17 protein-coding genes, 1 other RNA gene and 2 other annotated features are annotated in these 20,880 nt (G+C 35.4%); of the genes, 16 read left to right on the top strand and 2 right to left on the bottom strand.

What is annotated here, in order from left to right:
• Positions 1–404: 404 nt before the first annotated feature.
• The 9 genes from KQI49_RS06605 (at position 405) to ssrS (ending at position 10,376) form a co-directional block, all read left to right on the top strand.
• Positions 405–740, top strand: a complete 336-nt coding sequence (locus KQI49_RS06605; protein WP_216487579.1) for a LapA family protein — start codon at positions 405–407, stop codon at positions 738–740.
• Between the two features lie 64 nt (positions 741–804).
• Positions 805–3,132, top strand: a complete 2,328-nt coding sequence (recJ, locus tag KQI49_RS06600; RefSeq protein WP_216487578.1) for a single-stranded-DNA-specific exonuclease RecJ — start codon at positions 805–807, stop codon at positions 3,130–3,132.
• Complete coding sequence (locus KQI49_RS06595) at positions 3,122–3,634, top strand: adenine phosphoribosyltransferase (protein ID WP_216487577.1); 513 nt, start codon at positions 3,122–3,124, stop codon at positions 3,632–3,634. Before recJ ends, KQI49_RS06595 begins: the two co-directional genes overlap by 11 nt.
• 151 nt (positions 3,635–3,785) lie before the next feature.
• Positions 3,786–5,990: a RelA/SpoT family protein gene (locus KQI49_RS06590; protein ID WP_216487576.1), complete on the top strand. Its 2,205-nt coding sequence runs from the start codon at positions 3,786–3,788 to the stop codon at positions 5,988–5,990.
• Between the two features lie 20 nt (positions 5,991–6,010).
• Entirely contained in the window at positions 6,011–6,457 is a 447-nt protein-coding gene (gene dtd, locus KQI49_RS06585; RefSeq protein ID WP_216487575.1) for a D-aminoacyl-tRNA deacylase, read from the top strand.
• A 92-nt stretch (positions 6,458–6,549) separates the two neighbouring features.
• Positions 6,550–6,723: a hypothetical protein gene (locus KQI49_RS06580; RefSeq protein ID WP_216487574.1), complete on the top strand. Its 174-nt coding sequence runs from the start codon at positions 6,550–6,552 to the stop codon at positions 6,721–6,723.
• Positions 6,724–6,792: 69 nt separating this feature from the next.
• Positions 6,793–7,010 (top strand) — a binding site (T-box leader).
• Positions 7,011–7,067: 57 nt separating this feature from the next.
• Positions 7,068–8,348, top strand: a complete 1,281-nt coding sequence (gene hisS / locus KQI49_RS06575) for a histidine--tRNA ligase (protein ID WP_216487655.1) — start codon at positions 7,068–7,070, stop codon at positions 8,346–8,348.
• Positions 8,345–10,117, top strand: a complete 1,773-nt coding sequence (gene aspS, locus KQI49_RS06570) for an aspartate--tRNA ligase (protein ID WP_216487573.1) — start codon at positions 8,345–8,347, stop codon at positions 10,115–10,117. The genes hisS and aspS overlap by 4 nt, the downstream gene beginning before the upstream one ends.
• Before the next feature lie 73 nt (positions 10,118–10,190).
• A non-coding RNA gene (ssrS, locus tag KQI49_RS06565) (6S RNA) lies at positions 10,191–10,376 on the top strand.
• A gap of 263 nt (positions 10,377–10,639) precedes the next feature.
• Here the strand turns inward: ssrS and KQI49_RS06560 are convergent.
• Positions 10,640–11,308 (bottom strand): RsfA family transcriptional regulator, encoded by a 669-nt coding sequence (locus KQI49_RS06560; protein WP_216487572.1) that lies wholly within the window; start codon positions 11,306–11,308, stop codon positions 10,640–10,642.
• A 195-nt stretch (positions 11,309–11,503) separates the two neighbouring features.
• Positions 11,504–12,787, bottom strand: a complete 1,284-nt coding sequence (locus KQI49_RS06555) for a replication-associated recombination protein A (RefSeq protein ID WP_216487571.1) — start codon at positions 12,785–12,787, stop codon at positions 11,504–11,506.
• A gap of 237 nt (positions 12,788–13,024) precedes the next feature.
• Here KQI49_RS06555 and cymR point away from each other — a divergent pair, with 237 nt between their 5' ends.
• The 7 genes from cymR (at position 13,025) to KQI49_RS06520 (ending at position 20,226) form a co-directional block, all read left to right on the top strand.
• On the top strand, positions 13,025–13,444 hold the full coding sequence (cymR, locus tag KQI49_RS06550; protein ID WP_216487570.1) for a cysteine metabolism transcriptional regulator CymR: 420 nt from the start codon (positions 13,025–13,027) through the stop codon (positions 13,442–13,444).
• A 47-nt stretch (positions 13,445–13,491) separates the two neighbouring features.
• Complete coding sequence (locus KQI49_RS06545; protein ID WP_216487569.1) at positions 13,492–14,646, top strand: cysteine desulfurase family protein; 1,155 nt, start codon at positions 13,492–13,494, stop codon at positions 14,644–14,646.
• A gap of 5 nt (positions 14,647–14,651) precedes the next feature.
• Positions 14,652–15,767, top strand: coding sequence for a tRNA 2-thiouridine(34) synthase MnmA (gene mnmA, locus KQI49_RS06540; protein WP_216487568.1), 1,116 nt, complete (start codon positions 14,652–14,654; stop codon positions 15,765–15,767).
• Between the two features lie 105 nt (positions 15,768–15,872).
• Positions 15,873–16,532 (top strand): tetratricopeptide repeat protein, encoded by a 660-nt coding sequence (locus KQI49_RS06535; RefSeq protein WP_216487567.1) that lies wholly within the window; start codon positions 15,873–15,875, stop codon positions 16,530–16,532.
• Positions 16,533–16,544: 12 nt separating this feature from the next.
• On the top strand, positions 16,545–18,875 hold the full coding sequence (recD2, locus tag KQI49_RS06530; protein WP_216487566.1) for an SF1B family DNA helicase RecD2: 2,331 nt from the start codon (positions 16,545–16,547) through the stop codon (positions 18,873–18,875).
• Positions 18,876–18,952: 77 nt separating this feature from the next.
• Positions 18,953–19,147 carry a hypothetical protein gene (locus tag KQI49_RS06525; protein ID WP_216487565.1) on the top strand — a complete coding sequence of 65 codons (195 nt, stop codon included), beginning with the start codon at positions 18,953–18,955 and terminating at the stop codon, positions 19,145–19,147.
• Positions 19,148–19,155: 8 nt separating this feature from the next.
• Positions 19,156–20,226, top strand: a complete 1,071-nt coding sequence (locus KQI49_RS06520; RefSeq protein ID WP_216487564.1) for an AI-2E family transporter — start codon at positions 19,156–19,158, stop codon at positions 20,224–20,226.
• Positions 20,227–20,304: 78 nt separating this feature from the next.
• Positions 20,305–20,511: a binding site (T-box leader), on the top strand.
• Positions 20,512–20,880: the final 369 nt, after the last annotated feature.

Below are 20,880 nucleotides of genomic sequence, written 5' to 3'. Positions count from 1 at the left end.
ATAGTCACATCCTATTAACTACCAATTTCTGGAATTCCTCTTACAAAAAAGAAAATTATCTTAGCGAAGGAAACACACGGAGACTCCTGGGGCTGCAGCAAGCTTCGCCCCACCGAAAACCTTTGTGGGAGCTAAGGCCTAGGTGAGACCCCGAAATGCGTTAGCATTCGGAGGCTCACCAGCCACCCACGGAAAGCGTAGTGTGTTTCCGTAGCGTTGTACTAGCGCTCATATTTAGTAGGATAGAAGAAATTCACCGTAAAGTTGCTTCGCAGTTTATATCTACTATGTAACAAGATGGCAAGAGATGTTGTATGTATTTTCCTAGATTTAAGAAACTATGCTTAATTCTTTTATAAAAGGGTATTTTAGTATTAGTACCGTTTGAGAGGAGCGATTTAGGTATGAAGGGGCAAACATATCCGATTTTAGCAATTATATTGGTAATTATTATTGCTGTTTTTGCGGTCATCAATGTCTCGCCAGTGGAAGTAAATTACTTATTCGCAACAGCAGAATCACCACTTATATTAGTTATTTTATTTTCTGTTTTAATGGGAGGCTTAATAACAGGGGCAGCAGGTATGATAAAAATATATAGACTGCAAAGAGATAATAAGGCACTCCAATCTGAAAACACAGAAATAAAAGATGTTCTTAAAAAGCATGGATTGATGAATAAAGTAAAAACGAATAAAAACCAATCCTCAGCGAACAGTAAAAACAATGTAAAAAGATAACTAATTAATTCTAATTGCTCCCCCGGCTTTACTTCGATATAATAGAAAAGTCAGGGGTGAATGTATGTTACAAAGCGAATCAAATTGGAGATTCATTGAAACTGAAACTATATTTAACGATGAAATCACAGGAAATGCACAAAATATATCTCCAGTCATTAAAGAGTTACTACTACAACGTGGAATTACTTCTATAAAAGAAGCAGGGGAATTTTTAAATCCACAATTAAAATATTTACATAATCCTTTACTTATCCACTCTATGAAAAAAGCGGTTGAGCGAATCAACCAGGCTATTGAGAGTGGAGAAAAGATATTGGTATATGGTGACTATGATGCAGATGGTGTTACATCAACAACCCTTTTATTAAAAACCCTCAAAGAGTTAAATGCAAGTTGCGACTTTTATATACCGAACCGGTTTACTGAAGGCTATGGGCCAAATGAAGCTGCCTTTAAATGGGCGAAATCGGCAGGGTTTGATTTAATAATTACTGTTGATTCAGGCATAGCCGCAATAAATGAAGCGAAAGTAGCAAAAGGTTTAGATATTGATTTAATTATTACTGATCACCATGAGATTCAGGAAGAGATTCCAGAAGCATATGCGGTTATACATCCGAAGTGCTCACCTGAATACCCATTCAAAGAGCTGGCAGGTGTGGGGGTAGCCTTTAAATTGGCAGAGTGCCTCCTTGGTTATTTTCCGGAGCATTTATTGGATTTAGTTGCTATCGGAACGGTTGCTGATATGGTTCCTTTAGTAAATGAAAATCGTGTTTTGGTTTATTACGGACTAGAGCAATTAACGAAAACAAATAGAGCAGGATTAGTTGCATTAAAACAGCAATGCAATCTTGATGGGAGAGTTTCAGAAGAAGATATTGGTTTTTTAATTGGGCCACGGCTAAACGCGGTTGGCAGACTTCAAGATGCAGACTTAGCTGTTGATTTATTAATGACAGAAGATAGGGAAGAAGCCTTATTACTAGCGGAAGATGTCCAGCAAATTAATAAGGAAAGACAACAAATTGTAAGCAATATTGCCAAAGAAGCAGAGAAAATGGTTGAACCGGGTCAAGATGTGATTGTGGTCGCTAAAGAAGGATGGAATGTAGGGGTTTTAGGTATAGTGGCATCAAGATTAGTAAAAAAGTTTAACCGGCCTGCCATTGTTATGGCTTTAAATGAAGATACGAGTAGTGCCAAAGGATCCGCGCGAAGCATTCCAAATTTTAATCTATTTGAGAATTGTATGGCTGTTAAAGATCTATTTACCCATTTTGGTGGACATTCTCAGGCAGCAGGACTAAGCTTACCAATTGAAAACATAAGAAGTCTTAGTGAAAGCTTAAATCGCCTTATTCGTGAGCAGCTAAAATCAGAGGATTATAAACCTATCCTAGAAGTAAATAAGCAACTAAATATCCCTGAAGTTAATGAAGCACTTGTTGAAGAAATTGATCAGCTTGCTCCATTTGGCATGGCAAATCCAAAGCCTCTTTTCTGTATCAAATCTAAGGCTAAGGATATCCGACAACTTGGGCACTTAAAAAATCATTTAAAAATACAGTTTAAATATGAAAATTACTTGCTTGAAGGTATTGGTTTTGGTTTAGGTGAGTTATATGCTCATATTTCTGAAACTGCATCTATATCGGTTGTAGGGGAATTAAATATCAATGAATGGAATGGTAATCGAAAGCCACAAGTTGTTATTAAAGACTTACAAATAGATGATTGGCAAATTTTTGATCATCGTGGGAAAAGGAATACTGATCTCGCACCCTATTTTGAAAGAAATAATCGTAATGTCATCATCAGTAATCAACCTATCGATATTCCTGAAACTAACACTGATCTTGAACAAATTAATTATTTAACTAATATTCAAGATATTAATCAAACTGACGCATTATATCTTTTTGACTTGCCGCCCGACATGTCGAACCTTAAGCAGATAATTGAACATTTAAAACCAACACAAATTCATCTGTGTTTTTATATTGAAAAGAGTACTTACCTTGCCACCTTTCCATCAAGAGATGATTTTAAGTGGCTGTATGCTCAGTTGATGAAGAGGAAATCGATTGACTTAAATAATGAACTGCAATTAATAATGGATACTAAGGGTTGGACGAAAGAAAATATAATTTTTATGTCAAAAGTGTTTTTAGAACTAAAATTTGTTAATATAGACAAGGGAGTTTTAACATTAAATCCAACCCCACAAAAAAACGACTTAAAGGCGTCAACTTTATATCAAAATCGACTGAATCAAGCAGATATGGAAAAACAATTATACTATTCAACCATCGATGAATTACATCGTTTATTTGCAAGTTTCATGTCTTTGGAAACAACCAAGGAGGAAGTAGTCAATGGATTATAAAAAACATATTAAAATAGTAGATAATTGGCCTAAAGAAGGCGTTGAATTTAAAGATATCACTCCGTTAATGGATAACGGAAAAGCTTTTAGTTCAGCTGTCAATGAAATAGTTGACTTTGCGAAAGAAAAAAAAGCTGACATTATAGTAGGGCCTGAAGCACGTGGTTTTATTATTGGTTGTCCTGTAGCTTATGCGCTTGAGATAGGTTTTGCTCCTGTTCGTAAAGAAGGAAAACTTCCCCGTGAAGTGATCAAAGTTGATTATGGTCTAGAATATGGTGAAAACGTACTTACAATCCATAAGGATGCCATAAAACCAGGTCAACGAGTTTTAATCACGGATGATCTGCTGGCAACAGGGGGAACCATTGAGGCTACAATCAAACTAGTTGAAGAACTCGGCGGTGAAGTCATCGGGTGTGCATTTTTAATTGAATTATCATATTTAAATGGGATGGAGAAATTGGAAGGATACGATGTTCTTTCATTAATGAGCTACTAATATTTTAAAGAAGTATTTAAGGTCTAACGTATGTCACAAATCGTTAGGCCTATTATTATAATTACATATAAGATTTTTTACTTTACTTTTTATAAAAAGTTTTCGATACTATTAGAAAGTGTATATTTATATAACGGATTAAGGTGATTAGATGGCCAAAAATGAAATTGTAACGATAGAGAATATTATAGAAAAAGCTAGTGACTATTTAGCAGAAGGGGATATAGAGTTTATCCGGCATGCTTATAATTTTGCTAAAGATGCACATAAAGAGCAGTACCGCAAGTCGGGAGAACCCTATATCAATCATCCTGTACAAGTTGCAAACATACTTGTAGACTTGCAAATGGATCCTGTTACAATTGCAGGTGGGTTTTTACATGACGTGGTTGAAGATACCGATGTGACGCTTGATGATTTACGTGAAGCGTTTAACGAAGAAGTAGCAATGGTCGTAGATGGCGTTACAAAATTAGGTAAAATTAAATATAAATCAAAAGAAGCGTTACAAGCTGAAAATCACCGTAAGATGTTTGTAGCAATGGCTAAAGATATCCGTGTTATTTTGATTAAATTAGCGGATCGACTGCATAATATGCGAACTTTAAAACACCTTCCTACTGAAAAGCAAAGAAGAATATCTAATGAAACATTAGAAATTTTTGCTCCAATAGCACATCGCCTAGGTATTTCAACAATCAAATGGGAACTAGAAGATACAGCTTTAAGATATTTAAATCCAAAGCAATATTATCGTATTGTGCAATTAATGAAACAAAAGCGCGCTGAACGAGAATCCTATATTGAAGAAGTCATAGAAGAAGTGCGAAGCCAGCTCAAAACAGTTCACATCGAAGCAGAAATGTCTGGTAGACCAAAACATTTATATAGTATATATAGAAAAATGGTTAAGCAAAATAAGCAATTTAATGAAATTTATGATCTGTTAGCTGTTCGAATAATTGTTGATAGTATTAAAGATTGTTATGCAGTTTTAGGAATTATCCATACGTGTTGGAAACCTATGCCCGGACGCTTTAAAGATTACATTGCAATGCCAAAGCCGAATCTTTATCAATCGCTTCACACGACTGTCATTGGACCTAAAGGTGATCCACTAGAAGTCCAAATCCGGACAAAAGAGATGCATGAAATAGCAGAATATGGTATTGCTGCTCACTGGGCATATAAGGAAGGTAAGCAAGTTAGTAAAAATGAAAAATCGTTTGAAGAAAAGCTTAGTTGGTTTAGAGAGATTTTAGAATGGCAAAATGAAACAAAAGATGCGGAAGAATTTATTGAATCTCTTAAAGTAGATTTCTTTTCAGATATGGTCTATGTATTTACACCAAAAGGTGATGTAATTGAATTACCTTCTGGGTCTATACCGATTGATTTTGCTTATCGTATCCATACAGAAATCGGTAATCAAACAATTGGAGCTAAAGTCAATGGAAAAATGGAACCTCTCGATTATAAACTAAAAAACGGTGACATTGTTGATGTAATGACTTCCAAACATTCTTATGGACCATCTCAAGATTGGTTAAACATTACACAAACGACCCAAGCTAAAAATAAAATAAGACAATTCTTCAAAAAACAACGAAGAGAAGAAAATATACTGAAAGGAAAAGAGCTTGTTTACAAAGAAATAAGAGCTCTTAATCTTCAACCAAAAGATGTTCTCACGCATGAGAATATTAATCGTGTGAATGAAAAGTTTAATTTTACTAGTGAAGATGATATGTACGCAGCCGTCGGTTACCAAGGAATAACAGCTGCACTAATTGCCACTCGACTTACTGACAATATTCGCAAAACACAGGAAAAGGAAAAAGATCTAGAAGAAACAATTGAAGAAGTTGTAAAGTCTGATACTTCTAAAAGTAAATTGGGTAAAAAAGATTCTGGCGTGCAAGTGGCAGGTGTTGATAATCTCCTTGTACGTCTATCAAAATGCTGTAATCCTGTTCCAGGGGATAAAATTGTCGGATATATTACAAAAGGACGAGGTGTTTCAGTACACAGAGCGGATTGTCCGAATGCACAAACAGAGGAAGCTAAGGAACGTTATATTGATGTAGCTTGGAAGCAGCACCATTTGCCCCAACGTCAATTTCATGTTGATTTAGAAATAACAGGCTATGATCGTCGTGGATTGCTCAACGAGGTTTTACAATCAGTTAATGAAATGAAAACAAATATTACGCATGTTAATGGTAGATCTGATAGAAATAAGATGGCTACCATACAAATAACAATTCTTATTAATAATATTGCTCATTTGCATAAGGTTGTTGACCGAATTAAGCAGATAAAAGATATTTATACTGTAACTCGAACCATTCAATAGATATAGAAGGAGATTGAACTATGAAAGTTGTTGTTCAACGTGCAAAAGATGCAAGCGTCAAGGTAGAAGATGAAACTATAGGAAAGATTGCAAATGGTTTAGTTTTACTTGTTGGTGTAACCCATGAGGATACAGTTGAAGATGCAAAGTATCTCGTTAATAAAATTACAAATATGCGTATATTTGAAGATAAAGATGGGAAAATGAATCTGTCTCTAAAAGATGTGGGGGGGAGCGTTCTTTCCATATCTCAGTTCACATTATATGCAGATACTCGAAAGGGGAGACGTCCAAGTTTTGTCAAAGCAGCACCTCCTGAACAAGCTAATGATTTATATGAGCAGTTCAATGAAATGATTGAAAAAGAAGGAGTCACAGTTGAAATTGGGAAATTTGGAGCTATGATGGATGTTCAGTTAACAAATGTAGGGCCAGTCACAATTATATTGGATAGTGTTGATAAATAAAAATCTTATTAATAATTGTATAACGTAAATTCCGTATTCCTTCTCTAATAAATTCCACATTATTGGAAAACCTAGAATAGAGGAGGATGACAATGCGGATAGAACATAATCACTGGTATGCGAAAGAAAACAAAGATGTATTCGGAGTGAATTTTCATCGGTTTTTGGAAATGGAAGGTTCAGCTAATCACATGGAAATAGCTGAAGAATTAGGGATTTCTATCGGTGAAGTAAAAGCATTAAAGAAAAAAGTAACAAGAACTTGACAATGACAAATGGATTCATTAACATATAGTCATTAATCAATAAATAAATGGACATACTGAAAATATAATTAAAATCCCGTTAAGGAAAAAGTAATTAAACCCACATGTGCAGAGAGAAGATGTCAAAAGGCTGAAAGCATCTTTACGTGATGGATTAATGAAAGACATTCCCTAGGAGACATATCGAAATTATATAGTAGATATGGACGTTTTGCAGGCGTTAACTGTGGAAGTGGTTACTTATGTAACAACTGGGGTGGCAACGCGGGAAAACTCTCGTCCCTATTTTTATAGGGACGAGAGTTTTTTGATTTTCAAAAACAGGAGGGAATTAAATGTCGGAAATGAAAGCACCTCGTGGGACAACAGATATTTTACCGAAGGATGCGAAAAAGTGGCAATACGTTGAAGATAAGATTAGAAAGATTTGTGACAGATATCATTATAAAGAAATCCGAACACCATTATTTGAACATACTGAGGTATTTCAACGGGGAGTGGGCGATTCAACGGATATAGTACAAAAGGAAATGTATACATTTAAAGATAGAGGGAATCGAAGTCTAACACTCAGGCCTGAAGGAACGGCCGCTGTTACGAGGGCATTTGTGCAAAATAAATTATATGGCGATCCCAATCAGCCAGTTAAACTCTATTATTTTATGCAAATGTTTCGCTATGAGCGACCACAACAGGGGAGGATGCGCCAGTTAAATCAATTTGGCGTTGAAGTCTTAGGAAGTCCAGATCCTGCGGTTGATGCGGAAGTGATTGATTTAGCTATGACATGTTATCAAGAATTAGGGCTCAAGTCACTCAAGCTAGTTATTAATTCTTTAGGCGATCAAGAAAGTCGATTGAATTACCGAAAGGCACTTGTAGATCATTTTACTCCTGTGAAAGAAGAATTGTGTGAGGACTGTCAGCTTCGGATTGATTCAAATCCATTACGGATACTTGATTGTAAAAAAGACATGAATCATCCATCAATGAAGAGTGCGCCATCTATTTTAGACTTTTTAAACAATGAGTCTAGAACCTATTTTGAGAAAGTGAAAGATTACTTGGAAATGATGAATATCGACTTCGAGGTTGATCCTAATCTTGTGAGAGGTCTAGATTATTATAATCATACAGCATTTGAAATTATGAGTGAAGCTAAAGGATTTGGAGCAATCACAACACTAACTGGTGGTGGCAGATATAATGGTCTTACTGAAGAATTAGGTGGTCCTGATACTCCAGGAATTGGTTTTGGAATGGGACTGGAAAGATTACTTATGGCATTAGAAGCAGAGAATATTGAATTTATCAAAGAAGAACAACTAGATTCTTTCATAGTTGCTGTTGGAGATAAAGCAGAAAAGGAAGCAATCAAAATCGTTCACGAATTAAGACAACATGGTATTCAAATCGATAAAGATTATCAAGGACGTAAAGTGAAGGCGCAGTTTAAAGCGGCCAACCGTTATAACGCTAGATTCGTTCTAATCCTTGGTGATGATGAGTTAGAGAAAGATATTATCAATATAAGAGAAATGGAAACGGGACATCAAGAGGAAGTTAAATTAGATAAGTTAATCGATTATATGCAGAATAAACTTTTAGGAGGACATGGGAAATGAGTGAACGAATTCTTGCAGGTACATTAAGGAAAGAGCACATTGAAAAGAATGTGCTGCTCAAAGGTTGGATTCAGAAACGCCGTGATTTAGGTGGCCTTATATTTATCGATTTACGAGATAAATCTGGGATAGTTCAAGTCGTATTTAATCCAGATCTTTCTAAAGAAGCGTTAGCTATAGCTGAGACAGTACGTAGTGAATATGTTATTAAAGTTGCAGGTAAAGTTGTCAAACGTGAAGAGAGTACAATTAATAGCACGATGAAAACAGGAGATATCGAAGTTATGGCTTCAAATATTTCCGTGTTGAATAAAGCGAAGACACCACCATTTTTAATTGAGGAAGAATCGGATGTCTCTGAAGATTTGAGATTAAAATATCGTTATATTGATTTACGACGAAGTACATTACAAGAAACCTTTAAATTACGCCATCAAATCACTCATGAAGTTCGCAACTTTTTAAATGATGATGGATACTTAGAGATGGAGACGCCTATCTTAACTAAAAGTACTCCAGAAGGAGCACGCGATTATCTAGTACCAAGTCGTGTACATTCAGGTGAGTTTTATGCTTTACCGCAATCGCCACAGTTATTTAAACAACTCATCATGTTAAGTGGCTTTGAAAAATATTATCAGATTGCACGTTGTTTTAGAGATGAAGATTTAAGGGCTGATCGTCAACCTGAATTTACGCAAATAGACATTGAAACTTCATTTATGACAGCTGTAGAAATTATGGAAATGACTGAAAAAATGATGCATCACCTAATGAAAGAAGTGAAAGGCATGAATATTTCACTTCCGCTGCCAACTATTACCTATAAGGAAGCTATGGAACGTTTTGGATCGGATAAACCTGATACACGTTTCGCCATGGAGTTAATCCATGTTGCTGATATTGTAAGAGACTCTGAATTTAAAGTTTTCCAAAGCGCTGTTGAAAATGGTGGAAAAGTTAGTTTGTTAAAGGTGGAAGGCCGAGCATCCCATTATTCGAGAAAAGATATTGATAAGCTAACTGATTATGTAAAAGTATACGGGGCAAAAGGTTTAGCATGGCTAAAAATAGAGAATACAGAAATCAAAGGTCCTATTGCAAAGTTTTTATCTGATAAAGAAAAAGAAAAGATTGTAGAAAGAGCCAATGCAAATGATGGTGACTTATTGTTATTTGTGGCTGATAAGACTTCTGTTGTTTATGATAGCTTAGGAGCTTTACGCTTAAAACTTGGGAAAGATCTTAATTTAATTGATGAATCTAAATTTAACTTTTTATGGGTCACTGACTGGCCACTGCTTGAATACGATGAAGAAGAAGAAAGATATTTTGCGGCTCACCATCCATTTACTATGCCTTTTGAAGAAGATTTAGATAAGGTGGAGACAGATCCGGCAAGTGTTCGTGCACATGCCTATGATTTAGTTCTAAATGGTTATGAATTAGGTGGAGGATCACTGCGTAACTATACTCGAGAGCAACAGGATAAGATGTTCAAAGTGCTTGGATTTACAAAAGAAAAAGCTGAACAACAGTTTGGTTTTCTTCTCGAGGCACTTGAATATGGAGCACCTCCACATGGTGGAATCGCTTTAGGTTTAGACAGAATTGTTATGTTGCTCGCTGGGAGAGCGAACTTAAGGGATACCATATTATTCCCTAAAACAGCATCTGCTTCCGATCTCATGACACATGCTCCAAGTAAGGTTAGTGCTACTCAATTGGATGAGCTTAGCATTCATGTAACAGAGGAAGATAAACAATAAGAAGTGGCTGATTGTAATTGAAAAAATACTCAGCGTATGATATTATAAAAATTACAAACAAATAGATAAGATTTAAATCCTGATGTGTACGTCTATCAATCATTTTGACCGAACATCTATAACAAAGGGAGCTCAATAGGTTTTTGTATTGCGTGCATGCCTCTGTGAAAACAGAGGAAGCACAAAAATATGAAACGGAGCACCCACCTGCCGAGAGCGGGATCAAAATTGTTATATAGACGGCACCATTGGGATTTTTATGTTTTATAATAATACCGATTATTTCTTCTCCGAGATAATCGGTTTTCTGTAACATTTAAAGTTTTATTATATTCCCTAACTATATCGTATCCATAATCTGTGACAAAGCAAAGATTTGTGATTTGATTATTTTAATCCTAGCAATTTAAGTGCGTCACCTTGCATCGGCAGAATAATTTTATAAAAAGTGAACAAAAAAAGGGGTGTGTATGAGTGCACCCCGAGTATTTGACTTAGATTTATTAAACTATAGAAGCCATGTTAGTTCACATCTTGAATCTGTTCTAGGTTACCGTTTTTGTCCATAACAAACTTAGGTGATTGAAAAGAGCCTTGATCATCAAGCACGGTCATTTTTCTAGCACGATCCATAATTTGGACAAATACTTGATAATCTTCTTGAATAGTATTTAGCTGCTTTTGTGTACGTTCAAGCTGTTTCTCAAGATCGGCGATTTGTTCATGAAGTCTTTCATTCTCTTGTTTGGTGTGATCTAAGGTTACCTTCGATTGATTTGTCTGATTCCATTCGACTTTAAGTTGTGTTAAATAATGAATAACTGAATCAAGTGTCAGATTAGTTTCTTCATTATCAGTGGTACTAGTGTTAGTTTCAATACTTGAATCAGTGTAACTCTGGTAAGTTATAGGAGGATTGGTAGATTGTTTTACCTTGCCCCTATTTTTAGCTTCCATTGCACGTTTTTTCTCTTTACGTTGCCTTTTTGCCAGATCAACGGCACTCTCGTATTTGTCCCTAATTTCTGCATTCCAACGAAAACCACATGCTGCAGAAGTGCGATTTAATTTGTCACCAACTTCTTCAAATGCATTTAATTGTGTACTGCCTTCTCTAATATGACGCAAGACGGTTTCAGCCAATAATAAGTCATCTTCATGGGACCAAGCGTCTTGTCTAACTTTAGCCAATTTCTTCATCTCCTTTTCCAATAAGAACTGTGATAACTTCATCACTAGATTTTATCGCAGTTAGTTTAGTGCTAAGTTTTTTTGCGATTTCTTTTAACATTCGATTAAGTATTATTTAAATAGAATACTAAACGACATAAAAAAAGTATTGTCTAGAATTTAGTTTGACCACTTGGAAAAGAAATTATACCTGTATTATCGCTGTTTATTTTTATCTTGATTAATTTTATCATTGACTTTTTTCATCGCTTGTTCAAATTTACTACTATTTTTAGGGAAATAGTATTGTTTGTTTTTAATAGCATCAGGTAAGTATTGTTGGCTTATCCAACTGTTTTCGTAATTATGGGGATACTTATAATCTAGCCCTCTTTGTAGGGACTTTGCACCTTTATAGTGTGAGTCCTTTAAGTGGTTCGGTATATCACCTGTATGGTTAGAACGAATATCTTGAAGTGCAGCATCTAGCCCTTTATAAGCTGTATTTGATTTTGGAGATAAGCATAATTCCACTATGGCTACAGCAAGTGGTATTCTTGCTTCTGGAAATCCGACTCGTTCTGCTGCTTCAACTGCGGCTAGTGCTCTAGGACCTGCTTGTGGATTTGCTACTCCGATATCTTCATAAGCTGTGACAATCATCCTCCTTGCAATACTATCTAAATCGCCTGCTTCAATAAGGCGACCTAGGTAATGAAGTGCAGCATCGACATCACTTCCGCGGATTGATTTTTGAAATGCTGATAGAACATCGTAGTGGGCATCACCATCTTTGTCATGTGAGAAATTTTTCTTTTGCATACACTCTTCAGCGGTTTGCAAATCAATGACGATAAGACCATCATTGTTTTCTGGTGTAGAAAATGCGGCTAATTCAAGGCCGTTTAAGGCGGAACGCATGTCACCATTAGAGCTTAAAGCAAAATGATCTAAAGCATCTTCTGTAATTTCTATATTTCTTTGCCCTAAGCCATCGTCTCTATCTTCAAGAGCATGTTTGATGGCTACTTTAATGTTTTTCGGTTGTAAAACATGCAGTTCAAATAAATGACATCTGCTACGGATTGCTGGATTAATGGAGTGATAGGGATTACTTGTTGTACAACCGATCATTGTTATTAAATTACTTTCTAAATGCGGCAATAAGAAATCTTGTTTTGCTTTATCTAGACGATGAACTTCATCGAGAATAAGAACTACTCGCCCTGTCAGTTTGGCTTCTTCAACGACAATCTCCATATCTTTTTTTCTATCCACTACTGCATTTAACATTTTCACTTTTAAGTTTAATGTTTCAGCTAGTGCTACAGCGAGAGAGGTTTTGCCGGTTCCTGGTGGACCAAACAGTATCATAGAGGCTAAACGATTGGCTTTTACCATTCTACTTAAAATTTTACCCTCGCTGACTAGGTGTTCTTGACCAATTATTTCATCTATGTGTTTAGGTCTCATGCGGAAAGCAAGTGGTTTTTGTTCCATGTATTTCATCCCTTTAGTTAAATTTTTTGTAGTTTAATAGACTAATTAATAAGAAAGTCATGCTGGTGAATTCTAATTAATTATTTGTGTCTTTCTTTTAAGCGTAGAATGAGACTGCATAAAATGCAAGGTGTACTCTATTCATGATATAATAACATGTATTATATGTTATTATTATATTTTTGACTCTTATCACAGATTTATAAGCAGTTGACTTGAAAATAGAGGTGTTCTTAATTGAAAATATCTACAAAAGGACGTTACGGGTTGACGATTATGATTGAATTGGCTCGAAAATACGGCGAAGGACCCACACCATTAAAAACAATTGCTCAAGATAATAATTTATCAGAACATTATTTAGAGCAGCTTGCTACACCATTAAGAAATGCGGGACTTATTACAAGTGTTAGAGGTGCTTATGGAGGCTATAAGCTCCCGAAAGAACCAAGCCAAATTACAGCAGGCGATATAATTAGAGTTTTAGAGGGACCCATTACACCTGTTGAAGGAATTGAAGATGAGGAGCCTGCTAAGCAAGCACTATGGATGCGTATTAGAGATGCTGTCAAAGACGTACTTGATACGACAACCTTAACAGACCTTACACAATATGATGATAAACAGAAACAAGAATCATACATGTTTTATATATAAAAGTTAAATCATAAGACACATCAATAGATTAGGAAGGATAGGTTCAAATGAAAGCAATATATTTGGATCATGCTGCAACAACGCCTTTATCGGAAGAGGTACTTGAAGCAATGATACCTATTTACAATGACATATTCGGTAATCCATCTAGTGTCCATTCGTTTGGTAGAAAAGCTAGACAAATACTGGACAATGCCAGACGCACGATAGCCGATAGTATTCATGCAAATGAAAAAGATATTATTTTTACAAGTGGTGCTACAGAGGCAAATAATTTAGCGTTGATAGGAACGGCTAAGGCCAATCGCAATAAAGGAAATCATATTATAACAACTGAACAAGAACATCATGCCGTTCTTCATGCGGCTGAGTATTTAGAAGAAGAAGGGTTTAATGTTACTTATTTACCAATCAATAAGGATGGGAAAATTTCAATCAATGACTTAAAAAATGCATTAACAGATGATACCATTTTGGTCTCGGTTATGTACGTCAATAATGAAACTGGTGTCATCCAACCTATCAATGAAATTGCTGATGCATTAACAGAAGCAGATGTCATTTTCCATACGGATGCAGTCCAAGCGTTTGGATTGATTGATATAAATGTAGAAACATTAAAAGTTGATTTATTATCAGTTTCTTCACATAAAATTAACGGGCCGAAAGGAATTGGATTTTTATATACTCGTGAAAATATACCGATTTATGCTCAATTGTATGGTGGAGAACAAGAAAGAAAAAGACGTCCAGGTACAGAGAACATGGTTGGTATAGTTGGTTTTCAAAAAGCAGTGGAATTAGTCGTTAAAAATAGAAACTTATGGCAAGAGCAATATAAACAATATAAAGAAGCGTTCTTAGCTGTGTTAAAAAATGAAAAGATTAATTTTGAAATAAACGGTGACCCGAAATCAATGATTCCTTCAACAATTAATCTAAGTTTTCCGGGAATTAATGTAGAAAAAATGCTTATGAATCTTGATATAGAAGGCGTTGCAGCGTCAAGTGGTAGTGCGTGTACCGCGGGATCAATTGACCCCTCTCATGTCTTAGTGGCTATGTTCGGAAAAGATACAGAACGTACACAAAACTCGATTAGATTTAGTTTTGGTATTCATAATACACTTGAAGATGTAGAAGAAGCAGCTCGCCGGCTTGCTAAAATTGTTCATAGGTTAACAAGAAATGAAAGTAGGTAACAGAAATGGTAAATGATAATCAAAACACACGTGTAGTGATTGGTATGAGCGGAGGCGTTGACTCTTCCGTTGCAGCATTACTATTAAAAGAACAAGGTTATGAAGTAATCGGTATCTTCATGAAAAACTGGGATGATACAGATGAATTTGGAGTATGTACCGCGACAGAAGATTTCGATGATGTTGTCAGGGTCTGTAATCAGCTAGATATCCCATATTACTCAGTTAATTTTGAAAAACAGTATTGGGATAAAGTGTTCACATACTTTTTAGATGAATATAAAGCAGGACGAACACCTAATCCTGATGTGGTATGTAATAAAGAGATCAAGTTTAAGGCTTTCTTAGATCATGCTTTAGATTTAGGTGCTGACTACGTAGCGACAGGTCACTATGCTCAAGTGCGTGAACGTTCAGGACATTATGAAATGCTTCGTGGAATAGATGAAAATAAAGATCAAACATACTTTTTAAATCAATTAACAGAAGATGTTTTAAAAAGGGTTATGTTCCCACTTGGTCATATGGATAAATCTGAAGTACGCGAAATTGCAAAGGAACATCATTTAGTTACAGCGAGTAAAAAGGATAGTACAGGAATTTGCTTTATTGGTGAACGTAATTTTAAAGAGTTCTTAAGTGAATATTTACCTGCACAACCCGGTGAAATGAGAACGTTAAATGGTGAGTGGAAAGGTCGACATGATGGACTTATGTATTATACAATTGGCCAACGTCAAGGGCTAGGAATCGGTGGTCCCGGTGATCCGTGGTTTGTAGTAGGGAAAAACTTAGATGAAAATATACTGTATGTGGAGCAAGGCTTCTCCAATGATTATTTATATTCGGATAGTTTACTAGCTATTGATATCAACTGGATTAATCCTGTAAGAGTCGAAAAGACATTTACATGCACTGCGAAGTTTCGATATCGTCAAAAAGATAGCGACGTTACAGTCACTCTTTTAGAAAACAATCAAGCATTGGTCACTTTTGATGAAAGCCAAAGAGCAATTACACCTGGTCAAGCAGTTGTTTTTTATGATGGTGAGGTTTGTCTAGGTGGAGGAACGATTGATCGAATAATGAAAAATGACAAACCACTTGATTATGTAGGATAAATTAATATATAGATAATGAGGTTAGAATTATAGAGAAGAAAGCCATAAAATATTTTGGCGTCTTATTCTGACCTCATTGCTATATTAAGTTATAGGAGAGGTAAAATGGACAATAATCAATTAGCAATCAAATATATCCAAGAGCAAAATTTTGAAAAAGCAACAGAACTCCTTAACGAAGCGATTACAAATAATCCATCTGATCCCTTAGGTTATGTTAATTTTGGAAATTTATTGTTACATATGAGCGATAAGGTTCGGGCTGAGAGATTTTTCAAGAAAGCTATTGAGATTAATGATAAGACGGCCACGGCCTATTATGGACTCGGGAATATTTATTATGAAAAAGAATCTTATGATAAAGCACAGAGAAATTATCAACAGTCAATTGATCTAGGTTTGGAAGATGGTGACGTTTACTATATGCTCGGCATGTCATTTAGAATGCTTGAACAAGATTTATTAGCGCTGCCTTATTTACTGCGAGCAACAGAGCTTAATCCAAATGATCTAGAAGCATTATTTCAATACGGTTTAACATTGGCTCAGACAAATTACATAAATGAAGCAAAAGAAATTTTTGAAAAGATTTTACTATCTGACGAACATCATGCAGATGCTCATTATAATTTAGGAGTTATCGCATTATTTAATGAAAATACAGAAGAGGGACTCAATCACTTTGAACGAGCTCTTTCAGCACAGCCAGATCATATCCTAGCAGCCAACGGAAAGAAGACAGTATTAGAAGCATTGGAAGAATAGAGAGGTTTTACCATGGTTGAAATAAGCCAAGAAAACGAAAAAGAGTATTTTAAAGGACAACTTTTACACACTATTTTTCGTAATGAACAGGAACATTTTTCAATTGCAAAGATAAAAATTGATGAGACGAATACAGCCTTTAAGGAAAAAGAAATAGTTATTAAAGGTTATTTTTCTAATTTGCAAGAAACTACTACCTATCTATTTTATGGACAATTTGAAAACCATGTTAAATTCGGGATGCAGTTTGCTGTTCAGGCTTATCAAACATACATACCTGATACAAAAGAAGGCTTAGTCGCCTATTTATCCAGCGATTTATTTTATGGTGTTGGTAAAAAAACCGCCGAAAGAATTATAGATCAATTAGGTGAAACTGCTATTTCTCAAATTATTAATGATCCAGGTGTATTATCAAACGTAAAAGGTTTAAAAAAAGATACAGCGGACGCCTTAACGAAAGCATTAAAAGAAAATCAAGGGTTTGAACATGTGGTTGTTTATCTTGCGAAATATGATATCGGTCTGAAAATGGCCCAAAAAATTTATCAAGAATATAAAGAAGATACGATTGAGTTATTGAATGAAGATCCTTATAAATTTGTATTTGATATTGAAGGGTTTGGATTTCAAACGGCTGATCACATTGCTAGAAAAAACGGATTATCATTGTCACATCCAAATCGAATTGGTGCGGGCTGCATTTACATCCTTGAAAAAAGCATTCAGCAAGGTCATGTATATTTACCCGTCGACCAATGCATGCAAAAGGTCAGTCAACTATTATATCATCCGGATACCATGATAAGCAGTGACGATATCTCTAATGTGATTAAAGATTTAAATTCAAGCAAATCGGTTATTCTACAGGAAGGTCGTCTATACTTACCATCACTGTATTACGCTGAGGATGGATTTGCATCTCACTTAAACCGGATATTGGAAAGTCCAACTGATGTGGAAATCCCTTTAGCTGAACTCATGAAAATTATTGGAGAGATTGAAGAGACTGAGATATTAAATTATGGTAAAGAGCAGTTTAATGCTATTAATCAGTCTTTACATTCCAAAGTGATGATTCTAACAGGTGGGCCAGGGACAGGTAAAACAACAGTTATTAAAGGGATTTTGAAAGCATACTCGAGTTTCCACGATGTATCGATGGACCCTGAGGATTATGATGACAAATCAGAATATCCTTTTATCCTGACGGCGCCTACTGGTAGAGCAGCCAAAAGATTAACCGAATCAACGGGACTTCCAGCTGTTACAATACACAGACTACTTGGCTGGAATGGAAATAATGGTTTTGATAAAGATGAAGAAAATCAATTGTCAGGACGGTTCCTTATCGTTGATGAGTTTTCGATGGTTGATATTTGGCTAGCAAATCATTTATTTAAGGCGTTGCCGAATGATATACAAATATTACTTGTAGGAGATGAAGATCAGTTGCCATCTGTTGGTCCTGGTCAAGTGCTCTCTGATTTATTGGAAACAAACACTATTCCCTGTGTCAGTCTTCATGAAGTCTATCGCCAAAAAGAAGGTTCAAAAATCATCCAACTTGCTCATGAAATCAAAAATAATGAATGCAATATAGAATCATTAACTAATGATAAAGATTTTAGTTTTATATCATGTCGGGAGCACCATATTATAGATGTATTAACTAAAGTTTTAAGCAGTGCTGAGAAGAAGGGGATTGATTTAAAAAACATACAAGTTTTAGCGCCTATGTATCGCAGTACAGTGGGGATTAATGCTATTAATCAAGCATTGCAACAACTAGTCAATCCAAAATCAAGGCAAAAGAGGGAGGTTGTCTTTAATAATGACACTTACTTTAGAGTTGGTGACAAAGTCATCCAACTTGTAAATCAACCTGAAGATAATATTTTTAATGGTGATATTGGTGAAGTTGTTGCTATATTTACTAAAGATGAGAACAAAGAAAACGTCGAACAGCTTGTAGTCGCCTTTGAAGAAAAAGAAATTGTCTACGAACGAAAAGATTATGTGAATATTATGCATGCCTATTGTATTTCGATACACAAATCGCAAGGAAGTGAGTTCCCGATTATTATCATGCCTATATTCTCAGCATATCACCGTATGTTGCGGAAAAACTTACTTTATACAGGTCTGACTCGGGCGAAACAATCCTTAATTATTTTTGGTGAAAAACAGACGTTTCTAAAAGGAATCGAAACACTTGATACAAATAAACGATACACCTCATTAAAAGAAAATATAGCGCTGAGATTGAAAAGTATTCATCAAGACGAAGTAGTGCCAGAAAACAATGATGATGAAGAATTATCCCCCTATGATTTCATGTGAACAATTAACCAGCATGTATAAAGATGTGTAATTTGGAAAAAATAACATAATAGCTACATGAATATAGGGGAGATTATATGTTAATTAGATGTCCGAATTGCGCAAGCATAGATGTGGGTAAAATAGGTACAGAGCAATTTTATTGTTGGCATTGCTTTATAGAGATGACTTTTATAGACAACAAAGTTACAATCCACCAAGTAGAATCGGATGGTTCCTTAAGCTCATTAGATGACCTATATACAGACGATGAACGAAAGGCTTATTGGTAGACGGTTGTATGTATAAAGATAAAAAATACATCCGGTTTTTATATTGGATGATATCAGGAATTATTGTATTTCTATTTATTTTTTTACTTGTAAAACTGTTTCCTTTTTATGGAGCTTTTTTTTCATTTTTATGGCATGTTTTAGCACCGTTTGTTATTGCCTGCTTTCTTGCTTATTTGCTATACCCGATTATCGAAAAGATTCATAGTTATGGCATCCCCAAAGGAATAGCTATCTTACTTATTTATTTGTTATTTTTCGGAGGTGGCGCCTATTTAAGTTATCGTCTTTATCCTGTTACTATGATCCAATTAAGAGACTTTAAGGAACAGCTACCTCAGTTACTTGAAATGTATGAGTCAGCAATTTTTGAATTGTATGAAACGACATCTTTCCTACCTGAAACTGTACATGACAAGATTGATCAAGTGATAACGGGTATTGAACAAAAATTGGAAAGCCTTACTGGAAAGCTAATTGGTGGCATCACAAAAATATTTGATATGATAGTTTTTATTACTGTCCTTCCAGTCATTGTTTTTTATTTCTTAAAGGATTATGAAAAAATTAAAAAATATGGATTAAAATATATACCAAATAAATATCAACTCATGATAAAACAGATAGTACGAGGCATTGATGTGAGTTTGGGAAATTATATTCGTGGCCAGCTTCTTGTATGCCTGTTTGTTAGTGTGGCAGCTTATCTTATTTTTGAATTACTAAATATGGATTATTCTCTGTTGTTGGCTATCATTATGGGCTTAACGAATATCATTCCTTACTTTGGTCCAATAATTGGAGCAGTTCCAGTTGTAGCCATTGCCCTGACGATATCAGGTAAGATGGTTATCTTTGTGTTAATTGCTGTGTTTGGAATTCAACTTATTGAAGGTAACTTAATATCACCATACATTGTTGGGAAAAGTATAGATATACATCCAATAGCTATTATTTTTGTCTTATTATTAGGAGGAAAGTTAGCTGGTGTAATAGGTATGATTTTGGCTGTTCCTTTATTAACGATTTTGCGAGAAATCATTCGCCGGGTAGTGGCAGTTAAAAGATTCAAAGGATAATTTGTTGGTAGAGAGTTGAATTATAACATGAATATTGACATTTAAATAAAAGTTTTATATACTATCGCTAACATAGTGAACAAAACGTTGATAGTAAGGAGTACATGGAACTCCATTTCTTAGAAAGGGATTTTCAACTGGCTGAAAGAAATCCTGAATGAGAGCCATGGAAGCTATACTGGAGTGCGGCTAATCATCGCCGGTATCAGACCGTTAACATGACCAAGAGATGAACATAAGTATGTTCATAAATAGGGTGGTACCGCGAACAATCTCGTCCCTGCAACCGTGCAGAGAGGGGATTTTTTTATTGGAACCAAATTAATATTACCTATATTGTTTCCTTAGTCGCCATCGATATAAACTACGACACAGTGACAACTAATTATGTGTGAATGAAGAGTCTTTTCCCTTCTGTTAGAGAAAGCGATAATACGAACGCTGCGGAAAAAACGCTACGCTTTCCGTGGGCGGCTGTTGAGCCTCCTCGTGCTACGCACTGCGGGGTCTCATCTAGGCCTCAGCTCCCACAGGAGTCTCCGCGTTTTTTCCTCCGCTTAAGGTGATTTTCTTTCCTGAGGGAAACATATTCCTTAAAATGAAATTATATAGATTATAACCTTTTTATTAATCAGAAAATCTCTAACTAGCGTA

It is taken from the genome of Virgibacillus sp. MSJ-26 (assembly GCF_018918075.1).
GTDB lineage: Bacteria > Bacillota > Bacilli > Bacillales > Amphibacillaceae > MSJ-26.
This window is presented reverse-complemented; position numbering and strand designations above follow the sequence as displayed.